This is a genomic window from Streptomyces sp. NPDC089919, from assembly GCF_040684615.1.
Taxonomy (GTDB): domain Bacteria; phylum Actinomycetota; class Actinomycetes; order Streptomycetales; family Streptomycetaceae; genus Streptomyces.
In genome coordinates this window covers 22,105-35,554 of record NZ_JBFBGK010000004.1, presented here as the reverse complement: position 1 = coordinate 35,554, position 13,450 = coordinate 22,105, and the positions used below count along the sequence as shown (strand labels likewise).

General features: G+C 73.9%; 15 protein-coding genes and 1 pseudogene. 10 read left to right on the top strand and 6 right to left on the bottom strand.

The annotated features are described in order from the left end of the window. Positions 1 to 6: 6 nt before the first annotated feature. Complete coding sequence (gene folP, locus AB0O40_RS02955; protein ID WP_365034976.1) at positions 7 to 867, bottom strand: dihydropteroate synthase; 861 nt, start codon at positions 865 to 867, stop codon at positions 7 to 9. 90 nt (positions 868 to 957) lie between these two features. On the opposite strand from folP, the gene AB0O40_RS02950 reads away from it, so the two are divergent. After that, positions 958 to 1,350, top strand: coding sequence for a DivIVA domain-containing protein (locus AB0O40_RS02950; protein ID WP_365035198.1), 393 nt, complete (start codon positions 958 to 960; stop codon positions 1,348 to 1,350). Beyond that, on the top strand, positions 1,347 to 1,916 hold the full coding sequence (locus AB0O40_RS02945) for a DNA-3-methyladenine glycosylase I (protein WP_365034974.1): 570 nt from the start codon (positions 1,347 to 1,349) through the stop codon (positions 1,914 to 1,916). Before AB0O40_RS02950 ends, AB0O40_RS02945 begins: the two co-directional genes overlap by 4 nt. Before the next feature lie 35 nt (positions 1,917 to 1,951). Here the strand turns inward: AB0O40_RS02945 and AB0O40_RS02940 are convergent, their stop codons facing one another. After that, a complete protein-coding gene (locus tag AB0O40_RS02940; RefSeq protein WP_365034972.1) occupies positions 1,952 to 2,752 on the bottom strand; it encodes an enoyl-CoA hydratase-related protein in 801 nt (266 codons plus the stop codon). A gap of 342 nt (positions 2,753 to 3,094) precedes the next feature. Between AB0O40_RS02940 and AB0O40_RS02935 the strand changes: the two genes are divergently transcribed. Beyond that, on the top strand, positions 3,095 to 3,262 hold the full coding sequence (locus AB0O40_RS02935; RefSeq protein ID WP_003966491.1) for a DUF3117 domain-containing protein: 168 nt from the start codon (positions 3,095 to 3,097) through the stop codon (positions 3,260 to 3,262). 112 nt (positions 3,263 to 3,374) lie between these two features. Here the strand turns inward: AB0O40_RS02935 and AB0O40_RS02930 are convergent, their stop codons facing one another. Further along, positions 3,375 to 4,037 (bottom strand): class I SAM-dependent methyltransferase, encoded by a 663-nt coding sequence (locus tag AB0O40_RS02930; RefSeq protein WP_365034970.1) that lies wholly within the window; start codon positions 4,035 to 4,037, stop codon positions 3,375 to 3,377. 143 nt (positions 4,038 to 4,180) lie between these two features. Here AB0O40_RS02930 and sigE point away from each other — a divergent pair, with 143 nt between their 5' ends. The 5 genes and pseudogenes from sigE to AB0O40_RS02905 all read left to right on the top strand — a co-directional run bounded on the left by sigE (position 4,181) and on the right by AB0O40_RS02905 (position 8,644). Continuing rightward, positions 4,181 to 4,939: an RNA polymerase sigma factor SigE gene (sigE, locus tag AB0O40_RS02925; protein ID WP_365034968.1), complete on the top strand. Its 759-nt coding sequence runs from the start codon at positions 4,181 to 4,183 to the stop codon at positions 4,937 to 4,939. Next, positions 4,936 to 5,373, top strand: a pseudogene (locus AB0O40_RS02920) (zf-HC2 domain-containing protein); the annotation flags it as partial. The gene sigE and the pseudogene AB0O40_RS02920, both read left to right, overlap by 4 nt. Positions 5,374 to 5,748: 375 nt before the next feature. Further along, positions 5,749 to 7,212 (top strand): trypsin-like peptidase domain-containing protein, encoded by a 1,464-nt coding sequence (locus tag AB0O40_RS02915; RefSeq protein ID WP_365034966.1) that lies wholly within the window; start codon positions 5,749 to 5,751, stop codon positions 7,210 to 7,212. A gap of 156 nt (positions 7,213 to 7,368) precedes the next feature. Next, on the top strand, positions 7,369 to 7,800 hold the full coding sequence (locus AB0O40_RS02910; RefSeq protein WP_365034964.1) for a sec-independent translocase: 432 nt from the start codon (positions 7,369 to 7,371) through the stop codon (positions 7,798 to 7,800). A gap of 112 nt (positions 7,801 to 7,912) precedes the next feature. Beyond that, complete coding sequence (locus AB0O40_RS02905; protein ID WP_365034962.1) at positions 7,913 to 8,644, top strand: hypothetical protein; 732 nt, start codon at positions 7,913 to 7,915, stop codon at positions 8,642 to 8,644. A 54-nt stretch (positions 8,645 to 8,698) separates the two neighbouring features. Here AB0O40_RS02905 and AB0O40_RS02900 read toward each other — a convergent pair whose 3' ends face one another. The 3 genes from AB0O40_RS02900 to AB0O40_RS02890 all read right to left on the bottom strand — a co-directional run bounded on the left by AB0O40_RS02900 (position 8,699) and on the right by AB0O40_RS02890 (position 11,738). Then, positions 8,699 to 9,832: an Mrp/NBP35 family ATP-binding protein gene (locus AB0O40_RS02900; RefSeq protein ID WP_365035196.1), complete on the bottom strand. Its 1,134-nt coding sequence runs from the start codon at positions 9,830 to 9,832 to the stop codon at positions 8,699 to 8,701. 69 nt (positions 9,833 to 9,901) lie between these two features. Then, a complete protein-coding gene (locus AB0O40_RS02895; protein WP_365035195.1) occupies positions 9,902 to 10,450 on the bottom strand; it encodes a DUF1003 domain-containing protein in 549 nt (182 codons plus the stop codon). Between the two features lie 16 nt (positions 10,451 to 10,466). After that, positions 10,467 to 11,738 (bottom strand): CBS domain-containing protein, encoded by a 1,272-nt coding sequence (locus tag AB0O40_RS02890; RefSeq protein WP_365034960.1) that lies wholly within the window; start codon positions 11,736 to 11,738, stop codon positions 10,467 to 10,469. 217 nt (positions 11,739 to 11,955) lie between these two features. On the opposite strand from AB0O40_RS02890, the gene AB0O40_RS02885 reads away from it, so the two are divergent. Together AB0O40_RS02885 and AB0O40_RS02880 are read left to right on the top strand one after the other, a co-directional pair. Then, complete coding sequence (locus tag AB0O40_RS02885; RefSeq protein ID WP_365034958.1) at positions 11,956 to 12,768, top strand: hypothetical protein; 813 nt, start codon at positions 11,956 to 11,958, stop codon at positions 12,766 to 12,768. An 88-nt stretch (positions 12,769 to 12,856) separates the two neighbouring features. Continuing rightward, positions 12,857 to 13,366, top strand: a complete 510-nt coding sequence (locus AB0O40_RS02880; RefSeq protein WP_365034956.1) for a hypothetical protein — start codon at positions 12,857 to 12,859, stop codon at positions 13,364 to 13,366. Positions 13,367 to 13,450: the final 84 nt, after the last annotated feature.

Sequence of the window (13,450 nt, the reverse complement as noted above, 5' to 3'; positions counted from 1 at the left end):
CCCGCCTCAGGCGAGTCCCCGGCGGGCGACCGCCGGGGGCCGGTGGCCCTGGATCGAGGCCACCATCTCCAGGACCTGCCGGGTCTCGGCCACTTCGTGGACCCGGTAGACCTGCGCCCCGAGCCAGGCCGAGACGGCCGTGGTCGCCAGGGTCCCCAGCAGCCGCTCCTTGACCGGCCGGTCCAGGGTCTCGCCGACGAAGTCCTTGTTGGACAGGGACACCAGCACCGGCCAGCCGGTCTGCGCCATCTCGCCGAGCCGGCGGGTGGCCTCCAGCGAGTGCCGGGTGTTCTTGCCGAAGTCGTGGCCCGGATCGATCATGATCGCGTCCCGCCGCACGCCCAGCGCGGCGGCCCGCTCGGCCAGCCCCACCGTCACGCGCAGGATGTCGGCCATCACGTCGTCGTACTCGGTGCGGTGCGGCCGGGTCCGCGGCTCCACCCCGCCGGCGTGCGTGCACACCAGCCCGGCGCCGTACTGCGCGGCCACCTCGGCCAGCTTCGGGTCCACCCCGCCCCAGGCGTCGTTGAGCAGGTCGGCCCCGGCCTCGCAGACCGCCTCGCCGACCTCGTGCCGCCAGGTGTCCACGCTGATCACCACGTCCGGGTGGCGGCGCCGGACCTCCGCCACGAAGCCGACCGTGCGGCGGGCCTCCTCGGCCGCGTCCACGTGCTCGCCCGGGCCCGCCTTGACCCCGCCGATGTCGATGATCGCGGCGCCCTCGGCCACCGCCTGCTCGACCCGTGCCAGGGCCGGCTCGTCGCGGAAGGTCGCCCCCTGGTCGTAGAAGGAGTCCGGGGTCCGGTTCACGATGGCCATGATCACCGGTTCGTGCGCGGCGAACTCACGCCTGCCCAGTCGCAGCATCCGCTGTCTTCCTCCTCGTATCGTCGCCTGCGACCTTAACCGCCGTGGCCGCATGGCACGATCGTGACCGGACAGTCCGGCCCTGGGGAGTTGATCGTGTTCTGGTTCTTGCTGATCGCGCTGGTGGTGGTCGTCGCCGGGGTCACCCTCGCCGTGGTGGGCGGCGGTGAGCAGCCGGTGTTGCCCGAGGCCGATCCCGAGCAGGTCGCGGACGCGCTGCCGCCGGCCCGGCCGGTCACCCGCGCCGACGTCGACTCGCTGCGCCTGCCGGTGACCGCCCGCGGCTACCGGATGGCCGAGGTGGACGACGTACTGTCCCGGCTCGGCGCCGAGCTGGCCGAGCGGGACGCCCGGATCGCGGGTCTGGAGGCCGCGCTGGCCGGGGCCCAGGCCCACGCGGTCGGCGGTGCGGACCTCTTCCGGCGGGACGCCGGCGAGCCGCCGCGCGAGGCCGGCGACGAGCCCGGGGACGGCCGGCGGTGAGCGGGGCGGTACCGGGCCCGGACGGCCGGCTGCGCTGCCCCTGGGGCGTGAGCGCCGAGGACTACCTGGCGTACCACGACGAGGAGTGGGGCCGGCCGGTCCACGGCGACGACGCCCTCTACGAGCGGCTGTGCCTGGAGGCCTTCCAGTCCGGCCTGTCGTGGATCACCATCCTGCGGCGCCGGGAGGGCTTCCGGAGCGCCTTCGCCGGCTTCCGCATCGCGGCGGTCGCGGAGTACGACGCCACGGACGCGGCCCGGCTCCTCGAGGACCCGGGCATCATCCGCAACCGCGCGAAGATCGAGGCGACCCTGGCCAACGCGAAGGTGCTGGCCGGCTGGGCCCCGGGCGAACTGGACGCGCTGATCTGGTCGTACGCCCCGGAGGCCGGCCGGCCCGCGCCGGCCTCCCTGGCGGAGGTGCCCGCCGTGACGGAGGAGTCCACCGCCCTGTCCAAGGCGCTGAAGAAGGCCGGCATCCGCTTCGTCGGCCCCACCACCGCCTACGCCCTCATGCAGGCCTGCGGGCTGGTCAACGACCACCTGGAGGACTGCGCGGCGCGGTAGGGACCCGCGCCGGCGCGGCCGGCCGTCCGCCGTCCTCAGCGGCCGCGGAAGGCCGGCTTCTCCTTGGCGACGAACGCGGCCACCGCGGTGGCGTGGTCCTCGGAGGCCCCGGCCCGGGTCTGCAGCTCGTCCTCCTTCTCCAGGGCGTCGGCCAGCGAGCGGCCCGCACCGAAGGCGACCGCCTCCTTGAGGGCCGCGTACGCCACCGTCGGACCGGCGGCGAGCTTGCGGGCCACGGCCAGCGCCGCCCCGGCCAGCTCCTCGGCGGGCACGACCTGGTTCAGGATGCCGAGCTCCAGGGCCTCCTGGGCCGTGATGCTGCGCGGGAAGAGCAGCAGGTCCATGGCCCGGCTGGGGCCGATCAGCCGGGGGAGCGTCCAGGACATGCCCGAGTCGGAGGTCAGCCCCACGCCGGCGAAGGCGGTGGTGAAGGAGGAGGTGTCGGCGGCCACCCGGTAGTCGGCGGCCAGCGCGAAGCCGAAGCCGGCCCCCGCGGCGACGCCGTTGACCCCGGCCACCACCGGCTTGGGCATCTCGGTGATCGCCCGGACGATCGGGTTGTAGTGCTCGCTGACCGTGCTCAGGGCGTTCCCGCCGCCGGCCTCGCGTGCCGCCCGCAGGCTGCCCACGTGCTCCTTGAGGTCCTGACCGGTGCAGAAGGCCTTGCCGGTGGCGGTGAGCAGCACCGCCCGGACGGCGGGGTCGGCCCCGGCCTCCCGGAGGGTGTCCCGCAGCGCGACCTTCAGCTCCGTGTCGAGCGAGTTGTACGCCTCGGGACGGTTCAGGGTGATCGTCGCGAGACCGTCGGTCACGTCGTAGAGCAGGCTGTCGGCCATGGCAGGTGAGGTCCCCTCCGTCGCGGACCCGGCCAGGTCGGTACTGGCCGGTACAGGGTCAGCATGGCGGAGATCACCCGGGACCGGCATGTGATGTGCGTCAAAGAATCCGGATCGCCCGCCCCGCCGGACCCCGAGGCGCGGCGGCGAAGTATCGCAGCTGGATCCCCGAAATGAGTGGTTTTGGCCAAGCGCGTTGCCCAAGCGTTCACAGCCGAGGTTGGTCATCGGGTCCTGACATGCGGGATAATGGCCGGGAAGCAATGTGTTCGATGCCGGGTTCCAGGCGCCTGAATGGGGCCGTCGGCTGACGATGAGCTGGTTTCAGGAAGGGGAACGAGCATGGCGGCCATGAAGCCGCGAACGGGCGACGGCCCGCTCGAGGTCACCAAGGAGGGGCGGGGCATCGTCATGCGCGTACCGCTCGAAGGCGGCGGTCGGCTTGTCGTCGAACTGACCCCGGACGAGGCCGACGCTCTCGGAGACGCCCTGAAGAAGGTCGTCGGCTGACGCGTCAGCAAATCTGATCTTCCACTGCCCCGGTCGCCAGCTGGCGACCGGGGCAGTGCTGCGTCCGGGGTGCGGGCGGCGTCCGGTCGGGCTCGGGGGGCCGGCCGTGGGCTCAGCGCCGGACCGCGCAGAGCAGCCCGTCACCCACCGGGAGCAGTGCGGTCTGCAGGGCCGGGCTCTCCCGGACGGCGCGCAGCAGCTCCCGTATCCGCAGCACCTCCAGCGGCTGGGTGGCGGCGTCGACGGTACGGCCGTCGGAGAAGACCCCCTCGAAGCACACCAGCCCGCCGGGCCTCAGAAGGCGCAACGATTCAGCGAGGTAGTCGAGGGACTCGGTCGGGTCGCCGTCGCAGAAGACCAGGTCGTACCCGCCGTCCGCGAGCCGCGGCAGCACGTCCAGGGCCCGGCCGGGGATGAAGCGGGCGCGGTTGCCCGCGAAGCCGGCGGCCCGGAAGGCCTGGCGGGCGAAGGCCTGCCGGTCCGGCTCGGGGTCGACGGTGGTCAGCACCCCGTCCGGCCGCATCCCGTGCAGCAGGTGGATGCCGGAGACTCCGGTCCCGGTCCCGATCTCCGCGACCGCCTTGGCGTCCGCGGCGGCGGCGAGCAGGCGCAGCGCGGCGCCGGTGCCGGGGGCGATCGGGCGCAGGCCCGCCTCCCTCGCCCGGTCGCGGGCCCACCGCAGAGCGTCGTCCTCGGCGACAAACGCGTCGGCGAACGCCCAGCTCGTCTGCCGGTTGCCGGTAATGACCCTCTCCTGTCCCCATAGTTGGCGCAACGGTGACTGTATCCGTTGGCCGCGGGAACCCGCAGATGGGACCGGGCGTTGAGAGCTTCGTGGGGCACCGTCCGCCGGACGGCCGGGACCCCGTGCAAAGTTCACGCAAAAACGCTTATCCGGAGCTGACGGACGGGGTGGCTATGGTAGGGGCTCCACTGGACACCACCAGAGCCGATAGGGGAGGTGCGGCTGCGCCTGTGGATCGTGGGGGCGTGATCAGACGCCTCTTCAGGTCGGCGGGTGAGCCGAAATCCGTGACTGACATCGCTGACCGTTTCCACTCCGCTCCCAGCGCAACCACCGCGACCTTTGCCGCAGATGCGGGTTCGCAGGCGTGGACCCCTCCTTCGTGGGAGGAGATCGTCAGCACGCACAGTGCACGGGTCTACCGCCTCGCCTACCGCCTCACGGGCAATCAGCACGACGCCGAGGACCTCACCCAGGAGGTCTTCGTGCGGGTCTTCCGGTCGCTGTCGACCTACACCCCTGGCACGTTCGAGGGCTGGCTGCACCGGATCACCACCAACCTCTTCCTGGACATGGTCCGCCGCAAGCAGCGGATCCGCTTCGACGCGCTCGCCGACGACGCCGCCGAGCGGCTGCCCAGCCGCGAGCCGTCCCCCCAGCAGGTGCTGCACGACACCCACTTCGACGCCGACGTCCAGCAGGCGCTGGACACCCTGGCGCCTGAGTTCCGCGCGGCCGTGGTGCTGTGCGACATCGAGGGCCTGTCGTACGAGGAGATCGCCGCGACCCTCGACGTCAAGCTCGGCACCGTGCGCAGCCGCATCCACCGGGGCCGCTCGCACCTGCGCAAGGCTCTCAAGCACCGGTCCCCGGAGGTCCGGGCGGAGCAGCGGGCGCTGGCGGCGGTGGGAGGAGAGGGCGGAACCGAGTGAGCGGAGTCAGTCCGTCACCAGCGGAACACCATCTCGGCGACCGGCTCGCGGCCCTGGTGGACGGCGAACTGAACCACGACGCGCGCGAGCGGGTCCTCGCCCACCTGGCCACCTGCGCCCGGTGCAAGGCCGAGGCCGACGCCCAGCGCCGCGTGAAGAACCTCTTCGTCGAGACGACCCAGCCGATGCCCTCGGAGGGGCTGCTGGCGCGCCTCCAGGGCCTGCCCGGGGGCGACGGCGGCTTCCCCGGCCTGCCGGGCTCCGGCGGCCCCGGCTTCGCGGGCGCCGAACCGGAGCCGCGGTTCGCCTTCCCGGTCCACGCCGTCCCGGCGACGGGCCGGCACTCCGCCGTGCGCGGCCGCCGGTTCGCCTTCGCGGCGGCCGGCGCGGTGTCGCTGGCGGCCTTCGCGCTGGGCGGCTCCCTGCCGTTGGACCCGGTGGCGGATCCGCCACCGGTGGGTGAAGGAGTCGGCCCCGGGCGTCCGGGGCTCCTCTCGGTCTCCGACCGGGACGACCGCGACCGCTCGCACCGGCCGGCGGGGCAGCCCGCCCCGCTGCCCCCGGTGACGGTCATCCCCTACCTCCAGCCGGCCCCCGTCCGGCACGCCACCCCCACCGCGACCCTCTCGCGCTGAGCCGGCCCCGCCCGGCACCCCGGCCCGCGAGCGCGGTGCCGGGGTCCGGGCCCCGGCCCGGGGCGGGCCGGGTGGGGGAAATCACCCCGCACCGGCGGCCCGCCGCCGCAACCTGGTTGAATCCAGGTCAGGCACCCCGCCCCGGGGCGTGCCCCGATGCCGCGGGAGTAGCGCATGAGCGACGGCCGTCCGACGGAGCCGACGGACACCGTGCCGCGTCCACAGTGGTGGAGCCGGCCCGGCTCGACCACCCCCCTCCCGCCGCCGCGCCCCGCCTCCGAGGCCCCCGTACCCGAGCCGGTACCGGCCCCGGTCGAGCCCGCGCCGGTACCGGCGCAGACCGCACCTGCCGAGCCCGCGGCACCGGCCGACCCCCCGACGCCCGCCGAGCCCCCCGCGCCGGACGCGCCGGCGGCCGGGTACCCGGCACCCGCCCCGGCTCCGTACGGCGCCGCGCCCGCCCCCCGTTACGACCCCTGGGCCGCGCCGCTGCAGGCGGCCGAGGCGAAGCCGGCGAAGGACAAGGGCGGGGTGACGGCCGGGAAGCTGTGGGCCGGGGCGCTGGCCGTGGCGCTGGTGGCCGGCGGACTCGGCGGCGGGATCGGGGTCTGGGCCGAACGCAACGCCACCCAGAGCGTCCAGCTCGCCCAGGCCGCCCCCGGCAGCCCGGACCGGGCCCCCGACAGCGTGGCCGGCATCGCGGCCACGGCCCTGCCCGGCGTGGTCACCCTGCACGTCTCCGGCTCCGGCGAACAGGGCACCGGTACCGGCTTCGTCCTCGACGGCCGCGGCCACATCCTGACCAACAACCACGTCGTCGAGCCCGCCGCGAACGGCGGCCGGATAACGGTCACCTTCAGCGGCGGCGAGAGCGCCGTCGCCACCATCGTCGGCCGCGACACCGGCTACGACCTGGCCGTCGTCAAGGTCACCGGCGTCCACGGGCTGCGCCCGCTGCCGCTGGGCAACTCCGACGGCGTCCGGGTCGGCGACCCGGTCGTCGCCATCGGCGCCCCCTTCGACCTCTCCAACACCGTCACCGCCGGCATCATCAGCGCCAAGGAGCGCCCGATCACCGCCGGCGGCGACAAGGGCGACGGCAGCGACATCAGCTACGTCGACGCCCTCCAGACCGACGCCCCGATCAACCCCGGCAACTCCGGCGGCCCGCTGCTGGACGCCCGGGGCCGGGTCATCGGCATCAACAGCGCCATCCGCGCGGCCAACGAGGACAAGGGCGAGGACGGCAAGCAGCACCAGTCCGGCAGCATCGGCCTCGGCTTCGCCATCCCCGTCAACCAGGGCAAGCGGGTGGCCGAGGAGCTGATCGCGCACGGCCGCGCCAGCCACCCGGTCATCGGCGTCACCCTCGACATGCAGTACACCGGCGACGGAGCGCGGGTCGGCAGCAAGGACCGCGACACCAAGACCCCGGTGGTCCCCGGCGGCCCGGGAGCCAAGGCCGGCATCCGCCCCGGCGACGTGATCACGAAGGTCGACGGCACCCGGGTGCACAGCGGTGAGGAGCTGATCATCAAGATCCGCGCCCACCGGCCGGGGGATCCGCTCACCCTCACCGTGGTCCGCGACGGACGCGCCCGCGAGGTGCGGCTGGTCCTCGGTTCGGCGAACGGCTGACGTCGGGCGGCTGAATCCACGGAAGCCGCGGCGCACGCGGTATCCGGGCCCGGGGGGCGCCGGGTACCGTGGTGCGGGCCGGATGCGACAGTGGCCGACGGCACCGGATGCGTGGCAGCCCGACGGCACCGGATGAGACAACCGAGGAGCGGCAAGGTGTTCAACGACATAGGCGCACTCGAGCTGGTGACGCTCGTGGTCCTCGCCGTGCTCATCTTCGGCCCCGACAAGCTGCCGAAGGTCATCCAGGACGCCTCCCGCTTCATCCGCAAGATCCGGGAGTTCTCGGACAGCGCCAAGAACGACATCCGCTCCGAGCTGGGGCCGGACTTCAAGGACTTCGAGTTCGAGGACCTGAACCCGAAGACCTTCATCCGCAAGCAGCTCACGGAGAACGAGGACCTGCGGGAGATCCGCAGCAGCCTCGACCTGCGCAAGGAGCTCAACGAGGTCGCCGACAGCGTCAAGGGCACCGAGCCCGTCGCCGCCGCCGACCCGGCCGCCGCACTGCCCGGCCCGGACCTGGCCAAGAAGCCCGCGGAGCCGGCCGAGGCGCCCCGCAGCCGCTTCGACATCGACGCCACCTGACCCTCGGCTGCCCGGCCTGCCGGACTCGGATGGCTATCCTCCATCCTGTCCGGATCCAGGACGCCCGAGGGGGGCGGGCCACTCCGGACCCACGGAACGAGAGGCGGCCCTGATGGAGACGACCAGCCGGGTAGGGGTTCAACCGGTCCAGCCCACGCAGACGGACGGGCCGGGTGCACCGGCCCCCACGGCGGACCAGCCACCACCGCCCACCGCGGCCGCGCCCCAGGAGGCGGCGGCCGTGCCCGCGGCCCGGCGCACCGCCCAGGGCTACCTGCGCGCCGACTTCCCCTGGTACGGCCTGGACGAGGCCTTCACCGGCCCCCGCTGGCTGATGCAGGTCGGGGTGGGCGCGGACGGCACCGTCGAGCACGGCTCGGTCGGCCACGGCGAGGAGCCGGTGGTGCGCAGCGAGACCGGCGCGAACGAGCGCGAGAAGTTCGCGGTGGTGATCACCGTGGCCAGCAACCCGAACCGGCGCAGCGGCGACGGCACCGGCGTCCTGGAGGCCACCTCGGTCTCCTCCGCGGCCTGGCTCGCCGGCTCCGGGCTGCTGGCCTTCACCTGGCCCGGCCAGATGGACCACACCCGGCGCAGCGAGTGGCTGGACCAGCAGACCGAGACCGCCTGGGAGCTGGCCGACGACCTGGCCGGGTCCGACTGGTCGACGCTGTCCCTGCCGGTGGACGGGGTGCCGACGCCCTTCCACTACCGGGAGTCCGAGTTCGGCTGGGTGCTGGCCGGCTCCACCGCGTCCGGGGTGCACCTGGGCGCGTACGGCCGGGGCATGAGCGCCTACGGGCTCGCCTTCTCGCAGGCCGGGGACCTGGCCCTGTACCAGTAGCGGAACGCGCAAGGGCGCCGCTCCCCCCGGGGGGAGCGGCGCCCTTGCGGTGTCCTAGAACTTGTTGCGCGGGGTGATGCCCAGGGACATGCCCGACAGGCCGCGGGCCCGGCCGCCGAGCTTGCCGGCGATGGCGCGCAGCGCGGCGCCGGCGGGGGAGTCGGGGTCGGCGAGCACGACCGGCTTGCCGTTGTCGCCGCCCTCGCGCAGCCGGACGTCGATGGGGATCTGGCCGAGCACCGGCACGGTGGCGCCGGTGGTCTTGGTCAGGCCCTCGGCGACCATCTGGCCGCCGCCGGTGCCGAACACGTCGACCATCTCGTCGCAGTGCGGGCAGGGCAGGCCGGACATGTTCTCGACCACGCCGACGATCTTCTGGTGCGTCTGCACCGCGATCGAACCGGCCCGCTCGGCCACCTCGGCCGCCGCCTGCTGCGGGGTGGTGACGACCAGGATCTCGGCGTTGGGCACCAGCTGGGCCACCGAGATCGCGATGTCGCCGGTGCCCGGCGGCAGGTCGAGCAGCAGCACGTCCAGGTCGCCCCAGAAGACGTCCGCGAGGAACTGCTGGAGCGCGCGGTGCAGCATCGGGCCGCGCCACACGACCGGGGCGTTGCCCGGGGTGAACATGCCGATCGAGATGACCTTCACGCCGTTCGCCGAGGGCGGCATGATCATGTTCTCGACCTGGGTGGGCTTGCCGTCCACGCCCAGCATCCGCGGCACGCTGTGGCCGTAGATGTCCGCGTCGACCACGCCGACCTTCAGGCCGTCCGCCGCCATCGCCGCGGCCAGGTTGACCGTCACCGAGGACTTGCCGACGCCGCCCTTGCCGGAGGCGACCGCGTAGACCCGGGTCAGCGAGCCGGGCTTGGCGAAGGGCACCTCGCGCTCGGCGGTGCCGCCGCGCAGGGCCGCGGCCAGCTCCTTGCGCTGCTCGTCGCTCATCACGTCCAGCTCGACCGCGACCGAGGTCACGCCCTCGACCCGCTCGACGGCCTCGCGGACGTTCTTGGTGATCGTCTCGCGCATCGGGCAGCCGGAGACGGTCAGGTAGACCGTGATCGCGACCGATCCGCCGTCGCCGATCTCCACGGATTTCACCATGCCGAGCTCGGTGATGGGCCGGTGGATCTCGGGGTCGTTCACCGTCGCCAGCGCTTCGAGGACCGCGTCCTCGGTCGGCACGGCGGCGGAAGGGGTATCGGTAGCCATGAGCAGATGGTACGGCTCAGTAGCACACCCCGGGAAAGGCCGCTAGCGGTCGCCTTCGTCACTCTCGAGCGGGAATAGACGGCGCTCGTCCATTTCCTTGATCAGGTCCTGGAACTCCGAGCGGATCCAGTCGCGGGTCGCGACCTCGCCCAGACCCATCCGGAGTGCGGCGATCTCCCGCGTCAGGTACTCCGTGTCCGCGATCGAGCGTTCGTTCTGCTTGCGGTCCTGCTCGAGGTTGACCCGGTCCCGGTCGTCCTGCCGGTTCTGCGCGAGCAGGATCAGGGGGGCCGCGTAGGAGGCCTGGAGCGACAGCATCAGCGTCAGGAAGATGAACGGGTACTGGTCGAACTTCAGGTGCTCGGGCGCGAAGATGTTCCACAGCACCCACACCACGATGACCAGGGTCATCCAGACGATGAACCGGCCGGTCCCCAGGAAGCGGGCGACCCGCTCCGACAGCCGGCCGAAGGCCTCCGGGTCGTACTCGGGCAGCAGCGCCCGCCGCGGCGCCCGCGGCAGGTCCAGCCGCACCCGCGGACGGGCTGGCCCGCCCGCGGGCTTCTCGCCCCGCTCCGGACGGTCGGCCACCGACTCCCTGCCGCGGTCAGTGCCCACGTACGTTCTCCTCCGAGTGGAAGTCGGTCTCCCGCCAGTCCTCGGGCAGCAGATGGTCGAGCACGTCGTCCACGGTCACCGCGCCCAGCAGCGAACCGCTCTCGTCCACCACCGGCACCGCGACCATGTTGTAGGCCGCCAGGTAGCTGGTGACGGCCGGCAGCGAGGCGTCCGGCCGCAGCGGCGGCAGGTCGGTGTCCACGATCGAGGAGACCAGCGTGAACGGCGGGTCCCGCAGCAGCCGCTGGAAGTGCACGGTGCCCAGGTACTTGCCGGTCGGGGTCTCGTCCGGCGGCCGGCACACGTACACCTGCGCGGCCAGCGCCGGGGACAGGTCCTGCTGGCGCACCCGGGCCAGCGCGTCCGCGACCGTGGCGTCCGGGCGCAGCACGATCGGCTCGGTGGTCATCAGACCGCCCGCGGTGCGCTCCTCGTACGACAGCAGCCGGCGCACGTCGGCCGCGTCGTCCGGCTGCATCAGGGTCAGGAAGCGCTCCTGGTCGTCCGCCGGCAGCTCGGAGAGCAGGTCCGCCGCGTCGTCCGGGTCCATCGCCTCCAGGACGTCGGCCGCCCGCTCCTCCTTCAGCTTGCCCAGGATCTCGATCTGGTCGTCCTCGGGCAGCTCCTCCAGGACGTCGGCCAGCCGGTCGTCGTCGAGGGCGGCGGCCACCTCGGCCCGGCGCTTGGGCGTCAGGTGGTGCAGGACGTTGGCCAGGTCGGCCGGGCGCATCTGCTCGAAGGTGGCCAGCAGGCTCTCGGCGCCCTGCCCGTGCTCCTCCAGCGAGAAGCCGGTCACCCCCGACCACTCGACCGTCAGGGTCTCGCCGCGGCGGCGCAGCGCCCCCGCCTTGCCCTTGCGGACGAAGATCCGGTCGATCTCCCAGTCCCGCCGGGCCGGCAACTGCTGGATGGCCACGTCCAGGACGGTGACCTCCTCGCCGGAGCCGACCAGCGTCACCCGGCGGTCCAGCAGCTCGCCCATCACCAGCCGCTCGGTGGGCCGCTGCTCGAAGCGCCGCATGTTCACCACGCCCGTGGTGATGACCTGGCCGGACTCCACGCCCGTCACCCGGGTCATCGGCAGGAAGATCCGGCGCCGGCTGACCACCTCCACCACCAGGCCCAGCAGCCGGGGCGGCCGGCCGCCCACCCGGAGCATCGCCACCAGGTCCCGGACCCGGCCCACCTGGTCGCCGTTGGGGTCAAAGACCGGCACGCCCGCCAGATGCGACACGAAGATCCTGGGGGCGCCTGCTGCCATGCTCGTGCGCCTCCTCGTGAACCGTTTCTCCGGCCGGGCCGTCGTACCGGCCTTCAGGCTAGCCCGTCGCACCGGGGCACGCCCTGGTGGGGGCCGCCGCCCGGATGGCCCGGCGGGAGCGGCCCGGCCGGCCGGGGCGACCGCCCCGCTCCGGTTCCCGCCGGGCCCCCGGGTACGCTGCCTGCTGCACGTCGGACAGGAGAGAGGCAGCCCGCCCGTGACCGTGTTCCCCCCGGCCCTGCGGCTCCGCCGCGCCGCGCTGCTCGGCGCGGTCTGCGCGGGACTGGCCGTGGCCGGTGTCACCGGCTGCGGCGCCGACCCCGACGAGGGCACCAACGGCGTCGGGAAGCTCTCCGCCGACCAGATCGAGTCCAAGGCCCGGGCCGCGGCCGGCGCGGCCGACTCCGTGCGGCTGTCCGGCACGCTGGTCAGCTCCGGCACGTCCTACAAGCTCGACATGCGCCTGAAGGCCGACGGTGCCAGCGGCGAGGTCACCTCGAAGGACTCCACCTTCGAACTGCTGCGGCTGGGCGAGGAGCTGTACCTGAAGGCGGACGCGGCCTTCTGGAGCCACCGCGAGAAGCCGGGCGCGGCCTCCGACGGCTCCGGCTCCGGCTCCGCCGACCCGGCCGGCACCGACGGCGGGGAGCCCTCCGCCGACGCCACGGCCGCCGCCGGGAAGCTCGGCGACAAGTACGTGAAGGTGCCCGAGGGCGACGCCGCGTACAAGCAGCTGCGCGTCTTCACCGACATGAAGGTGCTGCTCGACGGGGTGCTCGGGCTGCACGGCAAGCTGTCGAAGGGCGACTACACCAAGATCGGCGCCACCCGGGTCATCCAGGTCGACGGCGACGAGGGCGCGGGCGGCCGGCTCTCCGTCTCCCTCCAGGGCACCGCCTATCCGCTGCGGCTGGAGCGCGCGGGCGGCGCCGGGGTGGTGGAGCTGGCCGACTGGGGCGCCCCCTTCACCCTGGAGGCCCCGCCGGCCGGCTCGACCGTGGACTACGGCAGCGCGCTGCCCAACGGCTGACCACGGCTCGGGGCCTGTCCGGCGGCCCTCGAGGGAGCCTGAGGGACCGCTGCGGGAAGAGCCCGCCGCACCCCCTACGCTGGCCCCCATGACGCTGACGTTGCTCGAGCAGGCCCTCGTCGAGGAGGCCACCAAGAAGTCCGGCCTCATCTGGGTCGAGGGGAGCGCCCCGGCCCGGGGGCTGTGGCACGCCTGGGTGGACGGCGCCGCCCACCTGCTCGGCGACGGTCCCGGCGAGCAGCCCTTCCCCGGCCTGGCCGACGGCGGCACCGCCGAGGTCACCGTCCGCAGCAAGGACAAGGGCGGCCGGCTCGTCGCCTGGTCCGCCGCGGTGCGCGAGCTGCCCCCCGGCGGCGAGGAGTGGCAGGCCGCGGTGGCCGAGCTCAAGGGCAAGCGGCTCAACGCCCCCGACTCCGACGCGATGACCGAGCGCTGGGCGCGCGAGTGCCGGCTGGTGCGGCTCACCCCGGTCGCGGTCCACGCCGAGCTGCCCGGTTCCTCGCTGGCCGCGCACCCGCTGCCCACCTCCGCGACCACCCGCCGGCCCGTCCCCGCGGCGCTGCCCAAGCTGCTGTTGAAGCGCAAGAAGCGCCGCTGAGCCCGGACCCGCACGGACGCCCCCGCACCCACCCGGTGCGGGGGCGTCCGCGTTCCCGGGGCGGCCCGGACGACCCCGGCGACC

Coding starts and splice junctions, on each gene's coding strand:
- AB0O40_RS02935 (WP_003966491.1), top strand. CDS start 3,095: ATGGCGGCCATGAAGCCGCGAACGGGCGACGGCCCGCTCGAGGTCACC.
- sigE (WP_365034968.1), top strand. CDS start 4,181: ATGGTAGGGGCTCCACTGGACACCACCAGAGCCGATAGGGGAGGTGCG.
- AB0O40_RS02880 (WP_365034956.1), top strand. CDS start 12,857: ATGACGCTGACGTTGCTCGAGCAGGCCCTCGTCGAGGAGGCCACCAAG.
- folP (WP_365034976.1), bottom strand. CDS start 867: ATGCTGCGACTGGGCAGGCGTGAGTTCGCCGCGCACGAACCGGTGATC.
- AB0O40_RS02915 (WP_365034966.1), top strand. CDS start 5,749: ATGAGCGACGGCCGTCCGACGGAGCCGACGGACACCGTGCCGCGTCCA.
- AB0O40_RS02905 (WP_365034962.1), top strand. CDS start 7,913: ATGGAGACGACCAGCCGGGTAGGGGTTCAACCGGTCCAGCCCACGCAG.
- AB0O40_RS02890 (WP_365034960.1), bottom strand. CDS start 11,738: ATGGCAGCAGGCGCCCCCAGGATCTTCGTGTCGCATCTGGCGGGCGTG.
- AB0O40_RS02940 (WP_365034972.1), bottom strand. CDS start 2,752: ATGGCCGACAGCCTGCTCTACGACGTGACCGACGGTCTCGCGACGATC.